Raw genomic sequence first — 20,403 nt, 5'->3', positions numbered from 1 at the left:
GCGTCGGTTTGGCGACACGCCGCGACCGGCCGTTAGGGTCTACGACGTGACCGGGTCAGGTGGTGCCGCGACAGCGGCCGGAGCGACGACGTCGGGGGCCCCCGGCGGCGGGGGCGTGCTCCGGGCCTGGCAGCGGCGTGCGCTGACCAAGTACCTGACGGCGCGGCCGCGCGATTTCCTCGCCGTGGCGACGCCGGGCGCGGGTAAGACCACCTTCGCGCTGCGGGTCGCGGCCGAGCTGCTCGCCGATCGCACCGTCGACCAGATCACCGTGGTCGCCCCGACCGAGCACCTGAAGCACCAGTGGGCGCAGTCCGCGGCCCGCTCCGGCATCGCGCTGGACTCGCGCTTCTCCAACACCACCGGCGGCACCTCCGGCGACTACCACGGCGTCGTGGTGACCTACGCCCAGGTGGCGGCGCACCCGTTCAAGCACCGGGTGCGCACCGAGAACAAGCGCACGCTGGTGATCCTGGACGAGGTTCACCACGCGGGCGACGCCAAGAGCTGGGGCGACGCCGTCGCCGAGGCCTTCGGCGACGCCACCCGCAGGCTGGCGCTCACCGGCACCCCGTTCCGCAGCGACGACAGCCGAATCCCGTTCATCGTCTACGAACCGGACGAGTCCGGCTTCGACCGCTCCCGCGCCGACCACTCGTACGGCTACTCCGACGCGCTGGCCGACGGCGTCGTGCGGCCGGTCGTCTTCCTCGCCTACAGCGGCGAGGCGCACTGGCGGGACAGCGCGGGCGAGGAGTACAGCGCCCGGCTCGGCGAGCCGCTGAGCGCCGAACACACCGCGCGCGCCTGGCGCACCGCGCTGGACCCGGCAGGCGACTGGATGTCCAAGGTGCTGCAGGCCGCCGACACCAGGCTGCGCCAGCTGCGCACCTCCGGCATGCCGGACGCGGGCGGCCTGGTGATCGCCACCGACCAGGAGCGCGCCCGCGACTACGCCGAGCTGCTGGAGCACATCTCCGGCCGCCGACCCGCGCTCGTGCTCTCCGACGACCCGACCTCGTCGGCCCGGATCGGCAGCTTCGGCGCGAGCGACGAGCCGTGGATGGTCGCGGTGCGGATGGTCTCCGAGGGCGTCGACGTGCCGCGGCTCGCGGTCGGCGTCTACGCCACCAGCGCCTCGACCCCGCTGTACTTCGCCCAGGCCATCGGGCGGTTCGTGCGCGCCAGGCAGCCGGGCGAGACGGCCAGCGTCTTCCTGCCGTCGGTGCCGGTGCTGCTCGACCTCGCCGCGCAGCTCGAGGTGCAGCGCGACCACGTCATCGGCAAACCGCACCGGCAGGCCGACGGCCTGGAGGACGCGCTGCTGGAGCAGGCCAACAAGCAGCAGGACGAGCCGGGCGAGGACGAGAAGCCGTTCGTCGCGCTGGCCGCCGACGCCGAGCTGGACCAGGTGATCTACGACGGCTCCTCGTTCGGCACCGCCACCTTCACCGGCAGCGCGGAGGAGGCCGACTACCTCGGCATCCCCGGGCTGCTCGACGCCGAGCAGATGCGCGCGCTGCTGCGCGAGCGGCAGTCCAAGCAGGTGACCGAGCGCTCGGTCACCGTCACCGCGATCCCCGCGCCCGCGCCGCAGGCCGCCGCGGCCGCCGACCGGGTCGCCACCGCCGCCGCGCTCGGCGAGCTGCGCCGCGAGCTGAACAGCCTGGTCGCCATGCACCACCACCGCACCGGCAAGCCGCACGGCGTGATCCACGGCGAGCTGCGCCGCGAGTGCGGGGGCCCGCCCACCGCGCTGGCCAGCGCCGACCAGCTGCACGAGCGGATAGCGGCCCTGCGCCGCCGGTAGGTCAGGCGGGCCAGGCGGCCATGGCCAGGTCGATGGCGGCGGTGAGGTCGTCCGCGGTGGCGCCGTCGCGCGCCTGGATCGAGAGGCCGTAGAGCACCGAGGTGTAGAAGCGGGCCAGTGCGGCCGTGTCGGTGCCCGCGGGGAGGTCGCCCTCGGTCACCCCGCGGTCGAGCCGCCGCCGGATCTCCTCGGTATTGCCCTTGCGCATGGTCACCAGGAAGTCCCGCACGGCCGTGTTGCGGGTGGTGTAGGTGGAGCCTGCCAGCACGATCATGCAGCCGTGCGGCAGCTCCGGTGCGGTGTAGGCGGCGGCGTTGTCGCGCAACACGGCCTCGATACTCGCGCGCGCCGTCGGCTCCTCGCGCAGCGCGCGCTCGGTGTACCCGCCGTAGGTCGCGCCGTACAGCTCGACGGCCTCGCGGAACAGCGCCTCCTTGCCCCCGAAGGCCGCGTAGAGGCTGGGGGAGGCGATGCCCATGGCGGTGGTCAGGTCGGTGAGCGAGGTGCCCTCGTAGCCGTGCTCCCAGAACACCTCCATGGCGCGGTTCAGCGCCGCGGCGCGATCGAACGCGCGCGGGCGGCCGCGTGGCTGCATGGCGAACCCTTTCTGTGTCGTTCACTAAAGATAACCCTTGACGCCGGCCGCCGCGCCCGCTCGAATAGTTCTGTATCGATCACTAAAGAAAGGTGTGGGGCATGCGGGTGGCACTGGTGACCGGGGGCAGCAGGGGGATCGGGGCGGCGATCGCGCTCCGGCTGGCGGCGGACGGGGTCGATGTGGCGCTGACCTACCGGGCCGAGGAGGGCAGGGCGGAAGCCGTCGCCGCGGAGGTGCGGGCGCGCGGGCGCCGGGCGGTCGCCGTGCGGGCGGACAGCGCGGAACCGGGCGACATCGCGCACGCGGTCGAGCGGACCGCCGCCGAACTCGGCGGGCTGGACATCCTGGTCAACAATGCCGGAATCTTCCCGGCCAAGCCGTTCGCCGAGTTCACCGTGGCGGAGGTCGACCTGGCGCTTGCGGTGCACCCGCGCGCCGCCTTCCTGGCCGCGCAGGCGGCGCTGCCGCACCTCGGGCCGGGCGGCAGGATCATCAGCATCGGCTCGAACCTCAGCGAGCGCGCGCCGTTCCCCGGGCTGTCGCTCTACAGCATGAGCAAGTCGGCGCTGAACGGCTTCACCCGGGCGCTGGCCAGGGAGCTGGGGCCGCGCGAGATCACCGTGAACGTGGTGCAGCCCGGCTCCACCGACACCGACATGAACCCCGGCGACGGGGAGCACGCCGACGCCCAGCGCGCGCTCACCGCGCTCGGCCGCTTCGGCACCGCCGCCGACGTGGCCGAGACGGTGGCGTTCCTGGCGGGGGAGTCCGGGCGCACCATCACCGGCGCGGTGCTCACCGTCGACGGCGGCACCAACGCGTGAGGACGGCTCACGGCGGGGCGTCGAACCAGCCCGCCGCGTCCATGTCGGCCAGCGGGATCCAGCGGCGCGGGGCCGCCGGGGTGTCCGGCGCGCCCGCGGCAGGGTCGAGGAAGCCGCCGATCCGCAGGGCCAGCGCGGGCTCGGCGTCGACCTGCCGCGCCACCTCGTAGCAGAGCGCGAGCAGGTGCACGCAGCGCTCGCGCCGCGCGGAGCAGGAGCAGTCGGTGGCGGCGAGCACGGGGGCCGGGTCGATCCCGGCCGCGCGCAGCGCCGCGTGCGCGTCGTCGCCGAGCAGCGCCGGGTCGGGCACCAGCCCGGCCACCGCCGCCACCGCCGCCCCGGCGGGCGCCGCGACCTCCAGGTGCGTCACCGAGGCCTGCCCGCCGCGCTGGATGGTCGCCCGCACCAGCCTGCCCTCGACCACCGTGCGCACCCCGCTGTTGCGGGCGATGCTGCGGGCGCGCGGCAGCAGCGGCTCCGGGCGGGTGCTGCGCAGCGGCTCGGCGAGCCGCACCCAGTCCATGCCCCACCGGGTGTAGCCGAACTCGTTCTCCGGCATCAGGCTGCCCCCCGCGAGCGGCGCAGGATCTCCATCAGCCCGGCGTCGTCCAGCCGGGCCAGCGCCGCGATCCCGGCGCTGTCGCCGAGGTCGGTGAGCGCGGCCTTGCGGTCGTGCAGCCGGGCGATGTGCTCCTCCACCGTGGTGGCGGTGGTGAGTGTGGTGACGGTGACGGTGCGGGTCTGCCCGATCCGGTGCACCCGGTCGGTGGCCTGCGCCTCGACCGCCGGGTTCCACCAGCGGTCCACGTGCACCACATCGGCGGCGCGGGTCAGGGTGAGGCCGGTGCCGGCCGCGCGCAGGCTCAGGACCAGCACCGGCGGGCCGTCCGGTCGCTGGAAGTCCCGCACGATCCCGGCCCGCGCGGCGGGGTCGAGCCCGCCGTGCAGGAACGGGACGGTGAGCCCGAAGGTCTCGGCGAAATGCCTGACCAGCAGCTCGCCCGCGCCGCGGTACTGGGTGAAGAGCAGGGTCGGGGCGTCGTTGGCGAGATTGGCGGCCACGATGTCGGTGCAGAGGTCGATCTTGCCGGAGCGCCCGCCGATCTCGGCCAGGTCGCCGGTGATCAGCCCCGGGTGGTCGCAGACCTGTTTCAACGCGGTGAGCGCCGCGAGCACCCGGCCGTGCCGCTGCAGCCCGGTGCCGAACCCGGTGTCCGCGGCCTCGTCCAGCACCCGGTCGTAGAGCGCGGCCTGCTCGGCGGTGAGGTCGCAGAGCAGGTCGCTGTGGATCTTGGCGGGCAGCCCGGCGGCCACCTGGGACTTGCGCCTGGCCAGCAGCACCGGCTCCAGCGCGTCGCGCAGCCTGGCCGCCGCGCCCGCGTCGCCCTCGGCGATGGGCTTTGCGTAGCGCCGCCGGAACCGGCTGCGGTGCGTGAAGAGCCGCGGCGCCACCAGGTGCAGCAGCGCGAAGAGCTCGTCCAGGTCGTTCTCCACCGGGGTGCCGGTCAGCGCGATCCGCGCGGCGGCGTCCAACCCGCGCGCGGCCACCGCGACCTGGGTGCGCGGGTTCTTCAGCGCCTGCGCCTCGTCGAAGATCGCCGTCTCCCAGCGGAATCCGGCCAGCTCGCGGTGGTGCAGCCGCAGCGTCGGGTAGCCGGTGACCAGCACGGTGCCCGGTTCGGCCGCCGGTTGGCCGCCGCGCCACGCCCGCGCCTTCAGCTCCGGCGCGAAGCGGGTGATCTCGTGAATCCAGTTGCCCACCAGCGAGGTCGGCGCCACGACCAGGTTCGGCCCGCCCGCCCGGTCGGCAAGGAACCCGATGGCCTGCACCGTCTTGCCGAGCCCCATCTCGTCCGCCAGCACCGCGCCGCCGTGCGCGGCGACCGTCTCGTGCAGCCAGCCGATGCCGCGCGCCTGGTACGGCCGCAGCTCGGCGTGCAGCCTGCCCGCCAGCCGCTCCGGCACCGCGGCGGTCTCCCTGGCGACGGCCAGCGCGCGCTCCGGGGCCAGCACGGCGGTGCCGGTGGCGTTCGGCACGGCGTGCGCGGCGGGCGGCAGCGCGGGCGCGGCGGCCGGGTCGGCGAAGGCGGCGGCCCAGGCGGCGTGCGAGGCCGCGCCGGTGCGCGGGTCGGCGGTGAACTCGGCCGGGGTGAGCAGCGCGCACGGCACGGCGGTGACCGCGAGCCCGTCCGGGCCGGGCAGCAGCAGCGGAAGCGTTTCCCGCTCCCCGGCGCCCGGTGGGGCCGCGCCGGGGCCGCCGGACCAGGTCCACAGCGCGACGAGGTGACGGTCCGGGAGGTAGGTGGCCTGCAGTGCGGACAGGGTACGGCCCCTTTCGGAGAACAGCGTAAGGTGTACGGAAAACCGACAACGTACACCGTACGGGATTTGTTCCCGGGAGGGGGAGCCGTGGCCGAGCCGACCGCCGAGGAGCGCGCCGCGCGGCTCATCGCCCTGCTCTGGCGGCGCCACCTGCCGCCGCGCCCGCCCACCCGCGGCCCCCGCCAGACGGTGAACGTGGACGCCGTGGTCGACGCCGCGGTGGTGCTGGCCGACCGGGACGGCCTGGCCGGGGTCTCCATCCGCGCGGTCGCCACGGAGCTCGGCCTGCGGCCCATGAGCCTCTACACCTACGTGCCTGGCAAGGACGAGCTGCTCGCCGCCATGGTGGACGAGCTGGCGGCCCGCGACCGCCCGCTGCCCGGCGGCGCCCCGCGCGAGCGGGTGGCGGCGGTGGCGCGGCAGGTGCGCGCCGAGCTGCTCGCGCACCCGTGGCTGCTGGAGGTCTCGCCGTGGCGGCTGGTGCTCGGCCCCGGCCGGTTGCGCCGCTACGACCGGCAGCTGGCCGCGCTGACGGGGCTCGGCCTCGACGACGTCGCGCTGGACCGGGCGGTGCGGGTGCTGACCGAGTTCGCCACCGGCAATGCCGGGACCGCGGTGGCCGCGCGCCGAGCGGGCGACAACGCCGCCTGGTGGGCCGCGCACGGCCCGCTGCTCGCCGCCGTCCTGCCGGAGCGCGAGTTCCCGACGGCTGCGCGGGTCGGGGCCGCGGTGGGCGAGCGGTACCAGGCGCCGGGCGACCCGGACGGCGACTTCGAGTACGGCCTCGGCACGCTGATCGATGGAATCCTGCTGAGCGGAAAGCCGGGCGGAACGGCGGGAACGTGACCCCGGAGACGAAACAGCGGGCGATCCGGATCGGATCGCCCGCTGTCGCGGATTCTGTTGTCGGATGCTGTTGTGTCGGACGCGAGGACGGGGTCTACAGAGCGGGAGCGGATTCCGTGTTGATCACGGCCTCGAGCTCACGCAGGCGCTCCATGTGTTCGTTCGCGTGGTGCTGGCAGAAGAGCAACTCGCCACCCGCGGGCAGAACGGCACGCACTCGGGCAGCGGCCCCGCACCGGTCGCAGCGATCGACCGCGGTCAGTGGGGTGCTGGTCAGGGTTCCTGGCATGACTCCTCCGTCCTGGCTTCCGGCACACAGTCCGTTCACCTGGTGTCGGGCCCGTGGTCACTCCGCGGGCTCACATCCGCTACTTCCCAGCAGGGGTATGACTACTCTGACAGACGTTCGCGGTCCGGGGTTTGTTCCCGGTGGGGATCCGATGTGTTTTCGATAACACGACCTGGGATTTCCGCCGTGGGCGAACACCCCTGCTCAGCTTCGAAAGCGCGCGAATCTCGTACTCGAACAGTCCGATCCAGTTGTCTATCGGGAGACTACCCGTGACCTATGACACTCACACCCTGGTTCACATCTGCACGCTGGCGGAATGGCTGGCCGCGCGGCAGTCGGGGGAGCTGCGCCCGGCCTCGCTCGAGGTGGCCGGGTTCGTGCACCTGTCGACCCCGCAGCAGGCGCACCTGCCCGCCAACCGGTTGTTCTCCGGGCGACGGGATCTCGTGCTGCTCCGGATCGACCCGGCCCGGCTGGGCGCGCCGGTGAAGTGGGAGCCGGGGGTACCCACCGACCCGGAGTCCATGCTGTTTCCGCACCTCTACGGCCCGCTGCCCGCGGGGGCGGTGACCGCCATCGACGAGTACCGGCCGGACGGGGACGGGGTCTTCGCGCCGCTCGCGCGCTGACGGCACCGGCACCGGAAATCCGCCGAACCGACCACCCGGACGGTCTCCCGCGACGGGGGCCGTCGGCAGGTCTACGCTGGAGTCCGTGAACGTCGATGTCACAGCATTGCCCGGGATCGGGGTGCGCAAGGACTTCCAGGCCCGGTCCGGCCGCCGGATCGGGGTGGTCGATCTCCGCGACGGCGGCATCGATCTCATCGTCTCCAAGCTGGACGACCCGGACGCCTGCGCGGCCGAGATCCCGCTCACGGCGGACGAGGCGGCGGTGCTGGCCAACCTGCTCGGGGCCCCACAGCTGGTCGCCCAGCTGCGCGAGGACCACCGCGACATGCCCGGCATCCTGACCAGGCAGCTGCCGATCAAGGCGGACTCCCCGTACGAGGGCCGCACGCTGGGGGAGACCGGTATGCGCACCCGCACCAAGGCGTCGATCGTCGCCGTGATGCGGGCGGGGCAGGTCTACCCCTCACCCGGCCCCGACTTCACCTTCGGCGCCGACGACCTGCTCGTGGTCGTCGGAACGCCCGAGGGGCTCGACACGGCCGCGAAGATCCTCACCCACGGCTGACCGGTGGACGGCACCGCGCTCGCGTTGCTCGAGCTCGGTGCGGTGCTGTTCGTCCTCGGCCTGCTCGGCAGGCTGGCCGGGCGGGCCGGGATGTCGCCGATCCCGCTCTACCTGCTCGGCGGGCTCGCCTTCGGGCAGGGCGGGTTCGTCGAGCTGAGCGCGGCCAACGACTTCGGCCACCTGGCCGCCGAGATCGGCGTCGTCCTGCTGCTGCTCCTGCTCGGGCTGGAGTACACCGCGCCCGAGCTCGTCACCGGGCTGCGCCGCTCCTGGCCGGCCGGGCTGGTCGACCTGGCCGCCAATGCCACGCCCGGCGCGGTGGTGGCGCTGCTGCTCGGCTGGGGGGCAACCGGGGCCATCACGATGGCCGGGGTCACCTACATCTCGTCGTCCGGGATCGTCGCGAAGGTCCTCGCCGACCTGGGCAGGCTCGGCAACCGGGAGACCCCCGTCGTGCTCTCCATCCTGGTCTTCGAGGATCTGGCGATGGCGCTGTACCTGCCGATCCTGACCACCGTGCTGGCCGGGCTGAGCGTGCTCAGCGGGTTGCGCGCGCTCGGCACCGCGCTGGCCTGCGTCACCGTCGTGCTGCTGCTCGCGCTGCGCTACGGGCGGCAGGTATCGGCGCTGCTGGCCAGCGACGACCGCGAGGTGTTCCTGCTCGAGCTGCTCGGCGCGGCGCTGCTGGTGGCCGGGGTGGCGTCCGCGCTGCACGTCTCGGCGGCGGTCGGGGCGTTCCTGCTCGGGATCGCCATCTCCGGCGCGACCGCGCGGCAGGCGGTGAAGCTGCTGGAGCCGCTGCGCGATCTCTTCGCCGCGATCTTCTTCGTCGCCTTCGGGCTGAACACCGACCCGGCGGCGATCCCGCCGGTGCTCGGCTGGGCGGTCGCGCTCGCGGTGGTCAGCACGGTGACCAAGGTGGCCACCGGGTGGTGGGCGGCGGGCAGGCAGGGGATCAGGGCGCCGGGGCGGGCCAGGGCGGGGGCGGCGCTGGTGGCGCGCGGCGAGTTCTCCGTCGTGATCGCCGGGCTCGCCATCGGCATCGGCACCGCCGCGACCGAACTCGCCGCGCTGGCCTCGGCCTACGTCCTGCTCATGGCGGTCATCGGGCCGGTCGCTGCGCGGCTCGCCGAGCCCGCGTACGCCCTGCTGCACCGCGGCCCGCCCGCCGCCATCGGCTCCTGAGCCCCGTGGCCACCCGCTGCCGGCGCGTGAGCTCGTTGCCCGCCCGCTGCCGCCGTCGGCGTTCGAGCACACGGCCCGCCCGCTGTCGTCTCGACCCGCCGTACCTCCCCCCGGATGTCGCGCGCGCGGCTCACTCGACGGGCTGTCCCGCGCGGCGGGCACGCCTGCGCTGGAAGGCGCTGCCCGCCGCACCGGCGACCAGGCCGATTCCGGCCGCGCACAGGTGCCCGTAGTCGGTGAAGGTCGGCCCGATCCAGTAGGCCGCCGCCAGCACGGCCACCAGCGTCCCGGCCCAGACCAGCCGCAACCCGCCGCGGAAGAGGAACGACATCGCCGCCATGATCGCGGTGGCGCCGTAGCTGCTGCCCACGTCGGCCGCGACCGCCACCCGGTACGGGATCACCCCGTGATCGATGCCGTAGGAGATCGCGGTGACGGTGAGCAGCGTCGCCCCCACGTGCCCGATCGCGAAGAGCGCGATCCAGCGCGCGGTCCCGAGCCTGCGCTCGGCGAACGCCGTCACCACCAGGAACTGCGGGAGAACCCAGTACGGGAAGCCGCCCTCGGTCCAGAACGCCGACGCCACCAGCACCTGGATCGGGTTCTCGCGCATGTTGTGCAGGTTGGTCGAGGCGGAGAGGATCAGCGCCCGCTCGGCCTGCGGGCTCAGCCCGCGCAGCGTCCACCAGGTGACCAGCAGCGTGAACACGTAGGCGGTGCTGGCCGGCGCGCCCGCGAAGTGCGCCCGCAGCGCGGGCCCGATCCGGCGCGCGAGCCCCGGCGCCCGCAGCCAACCGGTGACCGCCCGCACGCAGTCGGTCGCGTCCAGGGTGCGCAACCACGGTGCGGGGGGCGAGTCGGGCACCCGATCAGTCTGCCGGAACCCCGCCCCGAATCCGCTCGCGCGCGCCGGTGCCGGAGCTACCCTGAGGTGATGCGGCGCACGAGGGCAGTCGAGATCCAGCGGGCCGATCTCACCGGGTACGAGGCCATCGGCACCGTCGAGCTGGCGCTGAACCGCTACGGCCACAGCGACATCCACCGCGCGGTCGAGGAGATCGCCAGGGCGGCGACCGCGGCCGGCGGCGACCACTTCTACGTCGCGGAATCGCTCGGTGACCGGATCGTCGCCGTGGTCTGCCGCCGTCGCTGACCCGTAACGCCCGGGCAACACCGGCGGCCGAGAATCGGGGCGATCCCGGTACCCGGCCGGGAGGATGGAGTGACCGTGCCGACCTTCACGCAGCCGCTGCGCGGCACCGGCTACCGCTTCGACGGCCTGGTCGAGCTGCTGGCCAAGGCGTCGCCGCGGCGCAGCGGGGACGAACTCGCCGGCTGCGCCGCCGAATCCGATGCCGAGCGCGCCGCCGCGCAGTGGGCGCTCGCCGACGTCCCGCTCCGGACGTTCCTGGACGACCAGATCGTGCCGGGCGAGACCGACGAGGTCACCCGGCTGATCCTGGACCGGCACGACCGCGCCGCCTTCGCCCCGATCGCCGCGCAGACCGTCGGCGAGCTGCGCGACCATCTGCTCACCGTCGCCGCGACCGACACCGCCGCCGCCACCCTGAGCGCCATCGCCCCCGGCCTCACCCCGGAGATGGTCGCCGCCGTCGCCAAGCTCATGCGCAACCAGGACCTGATCGCCGTGGCCGCCGCCGCGCGCGTCACCAGCGCCTTCCGCACCACCATCGGCGCCCCCGGCACGCTCGCCACCCGGCTGCAGCCGAACCACCCCACCGACGACCCGCGCGGAATCGCCGCCGCGGTGCTGGACGGGCTGCTGCTCGGCTGCGGAGACGCCGTGATCGGCATCAACCCGGCCACCGACTCCCCGCACGCCGCGGGCGAGCTGCTCCGCCTGCTCGACGACGTGCGCACCCGCTTCGACATCCCGGTGCAGTCCTGCGTGCTCGCGCACGTCACCACCACCCTCCGGCTGATCGAGACCGGCGCGCCGGTGGACCTGGTGTTCCAGTCGGTCGCCGGGACCGAGGGCGCCAACCGGAGCTTCGGCGTCGACCTGGCGCTGCTGCGCGAGGGCGCGGAGGCGGCGCGCTCGCTCGGCCGCGGCACCGTCGGCGGGAACGTCATGTACCTGGAGACCGGGCAGGGCTCGGCGCTCTCGGCGGGCGCGCACCTCGGCGCGGGCGACCGCCCGGTCGACCAGCAGACCCTGGAGGCCCGCGCCTACGCCGTCGCCCGCGAGCTGGAGCCGCTGCTGGTGAACACCGTCGTCGGCTTCATCGGCCCGGAGTATCTCTACGACGGCAAGCAGATCGTCCGGGCCGGGCTGGAGGACCACTTCTGCGGCAAGCTGCTCGGGCTGCCGATGGGCGTCGACGTCTGCTACACCAACCACGCCGAGGCCGACCAGGACGACATGGACACCCTGCTCACCCTGCTCGGCGCGGCGGGCACCGCCTTCGTCATCGCGGTGCCCGGCGCCGACGACGTGATGCTCGGCTACCAGAGCCTGAGCTTCCACGACGTGCTCTACGCCAGGCGGGTACTCGGGCTGCGTCCCGCGCCGGAGTTCGCGGAGTGGCTGCGCGGGCTCGGCATGCTCGACGCGGGCGGCCGGATCCTCCCGGTCGACGCCGCCGCCTCGCCGCTGCGCGCACTGGCGGCCGGGCGATGAGCGGCGCGGAGTTCTGGGAGCCGCTGCGCCGCAGCACGCAGGCGCGGATCGGGCTCGGCCGGGCCGGTGACGCGCTACCGACCGAGCGGGTGCTGGAGTTCCGCGCCGCGCACTCCGCCGCCCGCGACGCCGTGCACGCCGCCCTCGACACCGCCGCGCTCGCCGCCGACCTCGCCGCCCGCGGCCTCGGCGAAGCCTCCGTCGTCGCCAGCCGCGCCCGCGACCGCGACGAGTACCTGCGCCGCCCCGACCTCGGCAGGCTCCCCGGCTCCGAGCTGCCCGAGCAGGTCTCGGCGGACGTCGGCTTCGTGCTCGCCGACGGCCTCTCCGCCTTCGCCGTCGCCGAACACGGCCCGGCCACCCTCGCCGCCCTGACCGCCGCGCTCCCGCCCGCGCTCAGCACCGCCCCGCCGGTGCTCGCCACCCAGGCGCGGGTCGCGCTCGGCGACCACATCGGCGCCGCGCTCGGCGTCACCACCCTGGTCCTGCTGATCGGCGAGCGCCCCGGCCTCTCGGTCGCCGACAGCCTCGGCATCTACCTCACCCACCACCCGCGCCCCGGCCGCACCGACGCCGAGCGCAACTGCCTCTCCAACATCCACCCGCCCGACGGTCTCGGCTACGAGCGCGCCGCCCGCATCGTCGCCGCCCTGATCGAGGGCGCCCGCGCCCTCGGCCGCTCCGGCGTCGACCTCAAGGACGATTCGCTGCCGCTCGGCACCGCGGACCGCGCCGAACTCGGCTGACCCCGGAACGCGACAAGGGCCCCACGGCGGAAACCGTGGGGCCCTGTGGCGCGCTGTGTGCCTAGTCCAGGTAGTCCCGGAGCACCTGCGAACGGCTGGGGTGCCGCAGCTTGCTCATGGTCTTGGACTCGATCTGCCGGATCCGCTCGCGGGTGACGCCGTAGACCTGGCCGATCTCGTCCAGGGTGCGCGGCTGCCCGTCGGTGAGGCCGAAGCGCAGCCGGACCACGCCAGCCTCGCGCTCGGAGAGCGTCTCCAGCACCGACTGCAGCTGGTCCTGCAGCAGGGTGAAGCTGACCGCGTCGACCGCGACGACCGCCTCGGAATCCTCGATGAAGTCACCGAGCTGGCTGTCGCCCTCGTCGCCGATGGTCTGGTCGAGCGAGATGGGCTCCCTGGCGTACTGCTGGATCTCCAGCACCTTCTCCGGGGTGATGTCCATCTCCTTGGCCAGCTCCTCCGGGGTGGGCTCGCGGCCCAGGTCCTGGAGCAGCTCGCGCTGGATGCGGCCGAGCTTGTTGATGACCTCGACCATGTGCACCGGGATGCGGATGGTGCGGGCCTGGTCGGCCATGGCGCGGGTGATGGCCTGCCGGATCCACCAGGTGGCGTACGTGGAGAACTTGTAGCCCTTGGTGTAGTCGAACTTCTCCACCGCGCGGATGAGGCCGAGGTTGCCCTCCTGGATCAGATCCAGGAACGCCATGCCGCGGCCGGTGTAGCGCTTGGCGAGCGAGACGACGAGCCGCAGGTTGGCTTCCAGCAGGTGGTTCTTGGCCCGGTTGCCGTCGCGGATGATCCAGTTGAAGTCGCGGCGGGTGGCCACCGGCAGCTTCTCGCCGGAGTCGGCGAACTCGCGCATCTTCTCCGCGGCGTAGAGCCCGGCCTCGATCCGCTTGGCGAGCTCGACCTCCTCCTCCGCGTTGAGCAGCGCGACCTTGCCGATCTGCTTGAGGTAGGCGCGCACCGAGTCGGCGGAGGCGGTGAGCTCGGCGTCCTTGCGGGCCTGGCGGAGCGCCTCGGACTCCTCCTCGTCCCAGACGAAGTCACCGGAGGCCTTGTCGGCGGGGGTCGGTTCGGCGGCACCCTCGGCCTCGGGGGCCTCGGTGGCCTCCGCGACCGGGTCCTCGGCCTCCTCGCCGTCCTCGACGAGTTCGTCCTCGGAGATCTCCAGATCCTCGAGTTCGAGGTTCTCCTCGGTGCCGTCGTCGGCGCCGGGCTCGCCGTCCGGACCCGCCTTCTTGGTGCCCGCCTTCTTCGCGGGCGCCTTCTTGGCGGCGGCCACCTTCTTCGCCGGTGCCTTCTTGGCGACGGCCTTCTTGGCAGGCGCCTTCTTCACCGGTGCCTTGCGGACCGGCCGCGCGGCGGTTGCTTCCGCGGAGTCGGCGTCAGCCGATTCGGCGGTCTGACGGGTATTCGTGGCTACCACGTACGCCCTTTCGTGACGGTCTCGTGCGGCGTCACGCCAGAGTGATCCGGCGGAGCGGTCTGTCGGGTGGCGCCGGCGGAGCGCCGGCTGTCGGCTCGCACCGGCGCGAGCCGGTGTGCCGGGTGGGGGTTGGCGGCTTTCCGCCGGACAGGTTCCATTGTAACGATCGAACCAGGGTACCCATGCCAACGACGGGCAGATTCGCGGCCCGCGCCCAGGTGGCGCCGTTCCGCGTCAGGGCGTGATGCCGTCGTGTACCGCCATCGCCGCGCCGACGATGCCCGCGGTGTTCCTGAGGTGCGCGGGAATCACCGGGGTCCGGTTCGTGAGCAGCGGAATCCACTGGTCGCTGTCCCGGCTGATGCCGCCACCGGCCACGATGACATTCGGCCAGAACAAGTTCTCCAGCGCGATCAGCACCGTGCTCACCTCGGCGGCCCACTGCTCGAAGCTCAGCTCCCTGCGCTCCTTCACCGAGGCGGCGGCGCGGTGCTCCGTCTCCATCCCGCCGACCTCCATGTGCCCGAGTTCGGTGTTCGGCACCAGCGCGCCGTGGTAGATCAGCGCGGAGCCGATCCCGGTGCCGAAGGTGAGCAGCAGGACCGAGCCGGAGTACTCGCGCGCCGCGCCGTAGCGGTCCTCGGCCAGCCCCGCCGCGTCGGCGTCGTTGAGCACGGTGACCTGCCTGCCGCCGAGCGCGTCGGCGAAGAGCGCGCGGGCGTCGGTGCCGATCCAGCCGCGGTCGATGTTGGCCGCGGTGCGCGCGACGCCGTCCAGCACCACCGCGGGCAGCGTGATGCCGACCGGGCCGTCCCAGTCCGCCTTCGCGACCAGCTCGGCCACGGTCGCCGCGACCGCCTGCGGGGTGGAGGGCTGCGGCGTCGCGATCTTGATGCGCTCCTGGGCGAGCTCACCGGTGTCCAGATTCACCGAAGCGCCCTTGACACCGCTGCCGCCGATGTCGATCCCGAATGCGTGCCCCCGAGCGGACATCTCTCAACCCCTCGTTCCTGTGCCGGTGTCGTGGTCCACATCGCGCCGCACAGGTCCCCGGTGCCGCGTGACGTCGGGTTGCCCGACGACGGCGCTGTGTCGTGCACGACAAGGGTAGTCGGGCGCGCCCGACCATGATCGCCGACCGCCCTCGCGCGCCCGGCCGGGATCTGTGATGGCATGGTGCCGTGCCGCATCCCACCCCAGCACCGCACCCGGCCCCGCTCGACGCCGCCGCCGTCGACGCGACCACCACCGACCCCGCCGACCTGCGCCGGATCGCCGTCGACCTGGCCGAGAGCGCGGCCGCGCACGTGCGCGCCCGCCGCCCCGAGGTCTTCGGCCCGGCCGGGATCGTCGCCGACGGCGCGGTGCAGGCCAAGAGCACCCCGACCGATCCGGTGACGGTGGTCGACACCGAGGCCGAGGAGCTGGTGCGGGCCCTGCTCGCCGAGCAGCGCCCGCACGACCTGGTGGTCGGCGAGGAGGGCGGCGGTGACTTCGCGGAAGCGGGCGACCGGATCTCGTGGGTGATCGACCCGATCGACGGCACCGTGAACTTCCTCTACGGCCTGCCGGGGTACGCCGTCTCGGTGGCCGCGGTGCGGAACGGGCGCTCGGTGGCGGGCGCGGTGGTCGACGTGGAGCGCGCCGCCACCTACAGCGCGGCGCGCGGGCTCGGCGCGCTGCGCGTCGACGCCGACGGCACCGTCGAGCACCTGCGCTGCACCCCGGTCCGGGAGGCATCGATGGCACTGGTCGGCACCGGCTTCGGCTACGGCACCGCGCGCCGGACCGAGCAGGCCGGGCTGGTGGCGCGGCTGCTGCCCGCGGTGCGCGACATCCGCAGGCTCGGGGCCGCCGCGCTGGATCTGTGCCTGGTCGGCGCGGGCAGGCTGGATGCCTACTACGAGCACGGGCTGAACACCTGGGACTGGGCGGCGGGCGCCCTGGTCGCCGAGGAGGCGGGGGCGCGGCTGGTGCTGCCCCCCGCCACCGCGGGCGGCGCGGCGGGCGACCTGGTGCTCGCCGCCGCACCCGGGATCGCGGACGAACTGCTCGCGCTCTTCGAGCGCACCGGCGCGGCCGCGCCCATCCCCGAGCCCTGAGCCGGCTCGGCGACGCCAGCGCCGCCGGGCCGGACGCGGCGGCTGTCGCGCCGCGCTACCGGCTCAGCACTGCGCCTTGCGGGCGGCGTCGAGCAGCCCGACGTCCAGCGCGGCGCCGCCCGGTGCCGGGTTCTTCAGCGAGCGCAGCACCTCCTCGGCGTCGGTGCTCGGCCGGATGTCCCGGAAGAGCGAACCGAGCACCAGGTCGACGCTGTCGTCGCCGCGCTGGTCCTCGATGAGCTCGGCGCACGGCACCACCAGCTGCACCGAGGCGGCGGCCGGGCGGCCGTTCACCCCGAACCGGATCTGGCCGGTGCACTCCAGGTCGCCGTTGACGTAGACCGGGTCGTTGCCGACCGGCTGCCCCGGCGCCCCGGCGAAGCCGAGATCGCCGAGCTGGGAGGCGACGTGCGCGGCCTGGCCGCGCTGGTTGTTGGCGTTCAGCACGCGCACCTTGGTGCTCTGCAGGGGCGCGGGCTCCACCTCGTCGAGCCGGCCCGCGCCGACCCGCTGGCCGAGTGCGACGGGCTGGGCGGTGGCGCCCTGGCCGGTGGCGGGACTGGGGGAGTTGCAGCTCATCGCTGTGGTGTCGGTGTCCTCCATGGTGAGTGCCTTGATCCAGATCACCGTCGACACCAACGCCAGGACGCCGACGAGGATGAGCCACGGTTCGATGCGCCGGCGGATGAAGGGCCGACCGCTGCGGTCGGATGCGCGTCCTTCGGTGATCAGTGAAACCACGGTGACACTCTACGAAACGTCACGGCGGGGCAGCGCCACGCGTAACGGTGTGGCCGCCCGGCGCACGACGAGCGGTCGCCCGATGTCGGTGAAAGGTCGGTTGCGCGGCGAGTGTGTTTCGGTTGCGACTTTTCCCCCGTGGTCCGCTATTGTCTGGCGGCCCAGATCGAATCACCCAGGTGGAATGGCGTGGTCGGTCGCGGGAACAAGCAGGGCATGTCCCGCGTTCACCAAGCGCCGTCGGGCGTGGATCCCCGGATCCGCTCCTGGTGGAGAGCCGGTAGCCGTGTGATGTGTGCCACCGGCGGGGCGGTGTGGATCAGGTCGATCCCCCACAGGGATCGGTGTGACCACGCCGATCCGGGATATACGGAGTAAGGACGAGGGGAAGACGACATGGCAACCGACTATGACGCACCGAGGCGCACCGAATCCGACGATGTGTCGGAGGATTCGCTGGAGGAGCTGAAGGCTCGTCGCAACGAGGCGCAGTCCGCCGTCGTGGATATCGACGAATCCGATACCGCGGAGTCGTTCGAGCTTCCCGGCGCGGACCTGTCCGAGGAAGTGCTGAGCGTTCGGGTGATTCCGAAGCAGGCGGACGAGTTCACCTGTTCCAGCTGTTTCCTGGTACACCACCGGAGCAGGCTCGCCAGCGAGAAGGGCAATCAGTTGATCTGCATGGATTGCGGCTCCTGAGCGAGCGCACGGTCAATCGGCCGCGCTCGGCACTCCGAGCGCGGTGAGTACCCGTTCGGGCCTGCGCGTACTGATCAGCCAGTACGGCGTGGGGTCGTCCGGGTCGTCGAGCACGAGCAGCAGCATCGGCCGCACCCACGGGCGGTGCTGTACATACGCGGCCGGGTCCAGCTGGCGGCCCAGTGCCGCGCTCTTCGCAGCCGGGGGGACGATCGCCGCACGGGCGACGAATTCGACCGGGAGGTGTGCCCGGTCGACCCGTAGTTCGGGGTTGCCCCGCTCGTCGGCGGCCACCTCGAGGCGATGCCTGCCGAACCACAGCAGCACCCACGCCGCTACCGGAAGCAGCGCCGCGTAGGGCAGCCACGCGCGCACGCCGTGCCCGCCCATGTGGATCTCCGCGGCCAGCAGAGCCGCCACCCCGAAACCGATCGGCCACCACCACAGCGGCACCCACAACCGCTCCCGGTAGGACGGTGCAGGCGGCCGCGTCGCCGGGTCGGGCGCCGGTGCGGAAGCGCGCCGGTCGGCACCCGGGTTCGCGGGGTTGCTCACGGGATCGGGCAGGTCGGACACGACTCAACACTAGGCGACGGAGCCGCCTCGCCTGCGCGTAGGCTCGTCCCCCGTGAGTGCACTGTCACCGATACCCCTGCTGCGGACAGATCCCGGCATCCCCCTTCCCGCCCGCGCCCATGCCGGTGACGCGGGGGTCGATCTGTGCACCACCGAGGACCTGGTGCTGGAGCCGGGGGAGCGGGTGCTGGTCGGCACCGGCATCGCGGTCGCGCTGCCGAAGGGGACGGTCGGGCTGGTGCATCCGCGCTCCGGGCTGGCGGCGAAGACCGGGCTCTCGGTGGTGAACACGCCGGGCACGATCGATGCCGGCTACCGCGGCGAGATCAAGGTCTGCCTGATCAACCACGATCCGCGCACCGCCATCGAGCTACGCCGCGGCGACCGGATCGCGCAGCTGCTGGTGCAGCGGGTGGAGCTGGTGGATTTCGTCGAGGTCGAGACGCTGGACGAGACCGCGCGGGGCGCGGGGGGCTACGGATCGAGCGGCGGGCACGCGAGCCTCGCCGAGGAGGCGTGATGGGAATCTTCGGACGGGGGAAGAAGGGCAGCGGCCGGGCCGGGGAGCACGGCGACTACGACGACGACTTCGGTGACGAGTACGACACCGACGAGCATCCGATCCCGGTGCTGTACCCGGGCGATCCGGGGTTCCAGCCGTTCGAGGACGACTACGACACCGACGAGCACCCCGTGCAGGTCGCCGCCGCGCCGGAGCCGGAGCCCGCGCCGCGCCGCGAGGGCAGGCGCAGGCGCGCCGGTGGGCCGGGGCGCGCCGGGGACGAGCCCGCCGACGCGGCGCCACGGCGGTCCGAGCACAGCGTGCCGGAGGCCGACGTGGAAGCCGAGGCCGAGGTGCCGGTCGCCCGTGCGAGCGGGGACACCCCGCGCGGGCCGTACGACCACGCCGACGTCACCGCGGAGCTGGAGGCGATCGCCGACCAGCGGCTCGACCTCGGCTCGGTGATCATCCCGGTGCCGCCGGGCGGGCAGCTGCAGGTGGAGATGGCCGGGGACGGCACGCCGCAGGCGGTGCACCTGGCCACCGAGCACGGGCGGCTCACCGTCGCCGCCTACGCGGCGCCCAAGACATCCGGGCAGTGGCGCACGGTCGCCGCCGATCTGGCCGAGTCGCTGCGCAAGGACGGCGCGCAGGTCTCCACCGAGAACGGGCCGTGGGGGCGCGAGCTGGTCGCCGTCACCGAGGGCGCCGACCTGCGGTTCATCGGTGTCGACGGGTACCGCTGGATGGTGCGGCTCGTCGCCGCGGGGCCGACCGGTTCGGTCGCCGACGACGGGCCGCTGGTGCGGGCGGCGCGGGCGATCATGAGCGAGACCGTCGTCCGGCGGGGCACCGAGCCGCTTCCGGTCCGGGACCCGCTGCCCGTCGTGCTGCCGAAGGATCTGGCCGAGCAGCTGGCCGCCGCGCACCAGCAGCAGGTCGAGGCGGCGCAGGCGCAAGCCGCCGTCCAGGCCGCCGCGGCCGCCGCGGCCGCGCCGCGCCCCGTCGTCCCGCAGCCGGTGCCGGATCAGCCGCGCCGGGGCGCCGAGGGCTCGGCCATGCAGCAGCTCAACCGCAACTGACCCGCTCCCTCAGCGGGTGCCGAGGGCGAGGTGGCCGAGCAGCGCCGGGTCGGCGCCGAATTCGGCGAGCGTCATCTTGTGCAGGACCGCGCCCGGGATGAGGGCCGCCCACCGCTCGGCGACGGGGAACGGGTGGATGGGGTCGTCGACGGCCCCGACCACGACCGTCGGCACGGCGAGCGAACGCAGCAGCGGTTCGGCGGGCCAGGAGTAGTGCGCGGCCGCCAGGAGCGCATCCGGGAGCGCGGAGCCGTATCCGCGCCAGGAGCGGGTCAGCGTCTCCGCCAGCCAGGCGGGGCTGCTCGCCCGCATCTGCGCGATGGTCGCCTCCAGTCCGTCGGCCCGCACCGACTCCGCGGTGACCCGGGCACTCAGCGCCGCCGGAGACTCCACGCCCGACCCCCCGGTCCACGCGGGCAACCCCGCGACGACCCCGGCCGCGGACTCCGGATTCGCACCCGCCCACTCGACCGCGATCGCCGCCCCGAGCGAGATCCCGGCGGCGACCACCCGGCCATACCGGCGGGCGGCCGAATCCAGCGCATCCAGGCAGCTCGCGACGACCGCGCCCGGATCCGGCTGCACCGCGACGATCCGCAGGTCACGGGCGGTGCACGCGGCACCGAAGGCGCGCTGCGCGAAGTGCGAATCGGAGCCGGTACCCGGCAGGGCCACCACCGCGACCGGTTCGGGGGAGAGCAACATCGGGCCGAGCGTAGCGGGGCAACTCCCCGCCATCTACAGTTGGCGTTGTGCGGCCACAACCGGCCTGCGCGAGGAAACCACGACGGCGTGCAACCCACGTCGCGAA

Annotated in this window: 23 protein-coding genes; 13 read left to right on the top strand and 10 right to left on the bottom strand. The window is 73.7% G+C overall.

All coding sequences use genetic code 11. The features are described from left to right. Positions 1-46 precede the first annotated feature (46 nt). A complete protein-coding gene (locus ACFUJ1_RS19910; protein WP_378647588.1) occupies positions 47-1,810 on the top strand; it encodes a DEAD/DEAH box helicase in 1,764 nt (587 codons plus the stop codon). A 1-nt stretch (position 1,811) separates the two neighbouring features. On the opposite strand, the gene ACFUJ1_RS19905 is transcribed toward ACFUJ1_RS19910, so the two are convergent. Beyond that, complete coding sequence (locus tag ACFUJ1_RS19905) at positions 1,812-2,405, bottom strand: TetR/AcrR family transcriptional regulator (RefSeq protein ID WP_378647586.1); 594 nt, start codon at positions 2,403-2,405, stop codon at positions 1,812-1,814. Positions 2,406-2,506: 101 nt separating this feature from the next. Between ACFUJ1_RS19905 and ACFUJ1_RS19900 the strand changes: the two genes are divergently transcribed. Next, positions 2,507-3,232: an SDR family oxidoreductase gene (locus ACFUJ1_RS19900; protein ID WP_378647584.1), complete on the top strand. Its 726-nt coding sequence runs from the start codon at positions 2,507-2,509 to the stop codon at positions 3,230-3,232. Positions 3,233-3,239: 7 nt separating this feature from the next. Here the strand turns inward: ACFUJ1_RS19900 and ACFUJ1_RS19895 are convergent, their stop codons facing one another. Further along, positions 3,240-3,791 (bottom strand): hypothetical protein, encoded by a 552-nt coding sequence (locus ACFUJ1_RS19895; RefSeq protein ID WP_378647582.1) that lies wholly within the window; start codon positions 3,789-3,791, stop codon positions 3,240-3,242. Continuing rightward, complete coding sequence (locus tag ACFUJ1_RS19890; RefSeq protein ID WP_378647643.1) at positions 3,791-5,506, bottom strand: DEAD/DEAH box helicase; 1,716 nt, start codon at positions 5,504-5,506, stop codon at positions 3,791-3,793. Before ACFUJ1_RS19890 ends, ACFUJ1_RS19895 begins: the two co-directional genes overlap by 1 nt. Positions 5,507-5,641: 135 nt before the next feature. On the opposite strand from ACFUJ1_RS19890, the gene ACFUJ1_RS19885 reads away from it, so the two are divergent. After that, on the top strand, positions 5,642-6,400 hold the full coding sequence (locus tag ACFUJ1_RS19885) for a TetR/AcrR family transcriptional regulator C-terminal domain-containing protein (RefSeq protein ID WP_378647580.1): 759 nt from the start codon (positions 5,642-5,644) through the stop codon (positions 6,398-6,400). Between the two features lie 94 nt (positions 6,401-6,494). Here ACFUJ1_RS19885 and ACFUJ1_RS19880 read toward each other — a convergent pair whose 3' ends face one another. After that, a complete protein-coding gene (locus ACFUJ1_RS19880) occupies positions 6,495-6,689 on the bottom strand; it encodes a hypothetical protein (RefSeq protein ID WP_233019501.1) in 195 nt (64 codons plus the stop codon). A gap of 272 nt (positions 6,690-6,961) precedes the next feature. Here ACFUJ1_RS19880 and ACFUJ1_RS19875 point away from each other — a divergent pair, with 272 nt between their 5' ends. The 3 genes from ACFUJ1_RS19875 (at position 6,962) to ACFUJ1_RS19865 (ending at position 9,074) form a co-directional block, all read left to right on the top strand. Continuing rightward, positions 6,962-7,321 (top strand): DUF952 domain-containing protein, encoded by a 360-nt coding sequence (locus ACFUJ1_RS19875; RefSeq protein WP_233019500.1) that lies wholly within the window; start codon positions 6,962-6,964, stop codon positions 7,319-7,321. A gap of 85 nt (positions 7,322-7,406) precedes the next feature. Continuing rightward, positions 7,407-7,889: a cation:proton antiporter regulatory subunit gene (locus ACFUJ1_RS19870; RefSeq protein WP_378611837.1), complete on the top strand. Its 483-nt coding sequence runs from the start codon at positions 7,407-7,409 to the stop codon at positions 7,887-7,889. Positions 7,890-7,892: 3 nt separating this feature from the next. After that, entirely contained in the window at positions 7,893-9,074 is a 1,182-nt protein-coding gene (locus ACFUJ1_RS19865; RefSeq protein WP_378647578.1) for a cation:proton antiporter, read from the top strand. A gap of 130 nt (positions 9,075-9,204) precedes the next feature. Here ACFUJ1_RS19865 and ACFUJ1_RS19860 read toward each other — a convergent pair whose 3' ends face one another. Next, a complete protein-coding gene (locus tag ACFUJ1_RS19860) occupies positions 9,205-9,939 on the bottom strand; it encodes a rhomboid-like protein (RefSeq protein WP_378647577.1) in 735 nt (244 codons plus the stop codon). A 69-nt stretch (positions 9,940-10,008) separates the two neighbouring features. On the opposite strand from ACFUJ1_RS19860, the gene ACFUJ1_RS19855 reads away from it, so the two are divergent. The 3 genes from ACFUJ1_RS19855 (at position 10,009) to eutC (ending at position 12,461) form a co-directional block, all read left to right on the top strand. Further along, entirely contained in the window at positions 10,009-10,227 is a 219-nt protein-coding gene (locus ACFUJ1_RS19855) for a hypothetical protein (RefSeq protein WP_233019496.1), read from the top strand. Positions 10,228-10,302: 75 nt separating this feature from the next. After that, entirely contained in the window at positions 10,303-11,715 is a 1,413-nt protein-coding gene (locus ACFUJ1_RS19850; protein ID WP_378647641.1) for an ethanolamine ammonia-lyase subunit EutB, read from the top strand. Next, positions 11,712-12,461: an ethanolamine ammonia-lyase subunit EutC gene (eutC, locus tag ACFUJ1_RS19845; RefSeq protein ID WP_378647575.1), complete on the top strand. Its 750-nt coding sequence runs from the start codon at positions 11,712-11,714 to the stop codon at positions 12,459-12,461. Before ACFUJ1_RS19850 ends, eutC begins: the two co-directional genes overlap by 4 nt. A 61-nt stretch (positions 12,462-12,522) precedes the next feature. Here eutC and ACFUJ1_RS19840 read toward each other — a convergent pair whose 3' ends face one another. Next, complete coding sequence (locus ACFUJ1_RS19840; RefSeq protein WP_378647573.1) at positions 12,523-13,890, bottom strand: RNA polymerase sigma factor; 1,368 nt, start codon at positions 13,888-13,890, stop codon at positions 12,523-12,525. 234 nt (positions 13,891-14,124) lie between these two features. Continuing rightward, positions 14,125-14,883, bottom strand: coding sequence for a polyphosphate--glucose phosphotransferase (gene ppgK, locus ACFUJ1_RS19835; protein WP_378647571.1), 759 nt, complete (start codon positions 14,881-14,883; stop codon positions 14,125-14,127). A gap of 188 nt (positions 14,884-15,071) precedes the next feature. Between ppgK and ACFUJ1_RS19830 the strand changes: the two genes are divergently transcribed. After that, positions 15,072-15,992, top strand: coding sequence for an inositol monophosphatase family protein (locus ACFUJ1_RS19830; protein ID WP_378647569.1), 921 nt, complete (start codon positions 15,072-15,074; stop codon positions 15,990-15,992). Between the two features lie 63 nt (positions 15,993-16,055). Here the strand turns inward: ACFUJ1_RS19830 and cei are convergent, their stop codons facing one another. Beyond that, entirely contained in the window at positions 16,056-16,733 is a 678-nt protein-coding gene (gene cei, locus ACFUJ1_RS19825) for an envelope integrity protein Cei (protein WP_378647567.1), read from the bottom strand. Positions 16,734-17,129: 396 nt separating this feature from the next. On the opposite strand from cei, the gene ACFUJ1_RS19820 reads away from it, so the two are divergent. After that, positions 17,130-17,432 (top strand): DUF4193 domain-containing protein, encoded by a 303-nt coding sequence (locus ACFUJ1_RS19820; protein ID WP_233019489.1) that lies wholly within the window; start codon positions 17,130-17,132, stop codon positions 17,430-17,432. Between the two features lie 12 nt (positions 17,433-17,444). On the opposite strand, the gene ACFUJ1_RS19815 is transcribed toward ACFUJ1_RS19820, so the two are convergent. Then, the gene (locus ACFUJ1_RS19815; RefSeq protein WP_378647639.1) at positions 17,445-17,999 is read right to left on the bottom strand and encodes a DUF3093 domain-containing protein; all 555 of its coding nucleotides are present in this window, start codon (positions 17,997-17,999) and stop codon (positions 17,445-17,447) included. A 61-nt stretch (positions 18,000-18,060) separates the two neighbouring features. On the opposite strand from ACFUJ1_RS19815, the gene dut reads away from it, so the two are divergent. Then, positions 18,061-18,528, top strand: a complete 468-nt coding sequence (gene dut, locus ACFUJ1_RS19810; RefSeq protein WP_378647565.1) for a dUTP diphosphatase — start codon at positions 18,061-18,063, stop codon at positions 18,526-18,528. Beyond that, entirely contained in the window at positions 18,528-19,592 is a 1,065-nt protein-coding gene (locus ACFUJ1_RS19805; protein WP_378647563.1) for a DUF3710 domain-containing protein, read from the top strand. Before dut ends, ACFUJ1_RS19805 begins: the two co-directional genes overlap by 1 nt. 9 nt (positions 19,593-19,601) lie before the next feature. On the opposite strand, the gene ACFUJ1_RS19800 is transcribed toward ACFUJ1_RS19805, so the two are convergent. After that, on the bottom strand, positions 19,602-20,297 hold the full coding sequence (locus tag ACFUJ1_RS19800) for an alpha/beta fold hydrolase (RefSeq protein WP_378647561.1): 696 nt from the start codon (positions 20,295-20,297) through the stop codon (positions 19,602-19,604). Positions 20,298-20,403: the final 106 nt, after the last annotated feature.

Origin of the sequence: Nocardia sp. NPDC057227 (genome assembly GCF_042669725.1) — a bacterium.
Taxonomy (GTDB): domain Bacteria; phylum Actinomycetota; class Actinomycetes; order Mycobacteriales; family Mycobacteriaceae; genus Nocardia; species Nocardia asteroides_A.
The sequence above is the reverse complement of the archived record's forward strand: the minus strand, read 5'-3'. Positions and strand labels throughout refer to the sequence as shown.

Bases quoted from the DNA above. Each gene is read 5' to 3' on its own strand.
- ACFUJ1_RS19900 (WP_378647584.1), top strand. From the start codon at position 2,507: ATGCGGGTGGCACTGGTGACCGGGGGCAGCAGGGGGATCGGGGCGGCG.
- ACFUJ1_RS19805 (WP_378647563.1), top strand. From the start codon at position 18,528: ATGGGAATCTTCGGACGGGGGAAGAAGGGCAGCGGCCGGGCCGGGGAG.
- ACFUJ1_RS19880 (WP_233019501.1), bottom strand. From the start codon at position 6,689: ATGCCAGGAACCCTGACCAGCACCCCACTGACCGCGGTCGATCGCTGC.
- eutC (WP_378647575.1), top strand. From the start codon at position 11,712: ATGAGCGGCGCGGAGTTCTGGGAGCCGCTGCGCCGCAGCACGCAGGCG.
- ACFUJ1_RS19800 (WP_378647561.1), bottom strand. From the start codon at position 20,297: ATGTTGCTCTCCCCCGAACCGGTCGCGGTGGTGGCCCTGCCGGGTACC.
- ACFUJ1_RS19895 (WP_378647582.1), bottom strand. From the start codon at position 3,791: ATGCCGGAGAACGAGTTCGGCTACACCCGGTGGGGCATGGACTGGGTG.
- ACFUJ1_RS19905 (WP_378647586.1), bottom strand. From the start codon at position 2,405: ATGCAGCCACGCGGCCGCCCGCGCGCGTTCGATCGCGCCGCGGCGCTG.
- ACFUJ1_RS19855 (WP_233019496.1), top strand. From the start codon at position 10,009: ATGCGGCGCACGAGGGCAGTCGAGATCCAGCGGGCCGATCTCACCGGG.
- ACFUJ1_RS19820 (WP_233019489.1), top strand. From the start codon at position 17,130: ATGGCAACCGACTATGACGCACCGAGGCGCACCGAATCCGACGATGTG.
- ppgK (WP_378647571.1), bottom strand. From the start codon at position 14,883: ATGTCCGCTCGGGGGCACGCATTCGGGATCGACATCGGCGGCAGCGGT.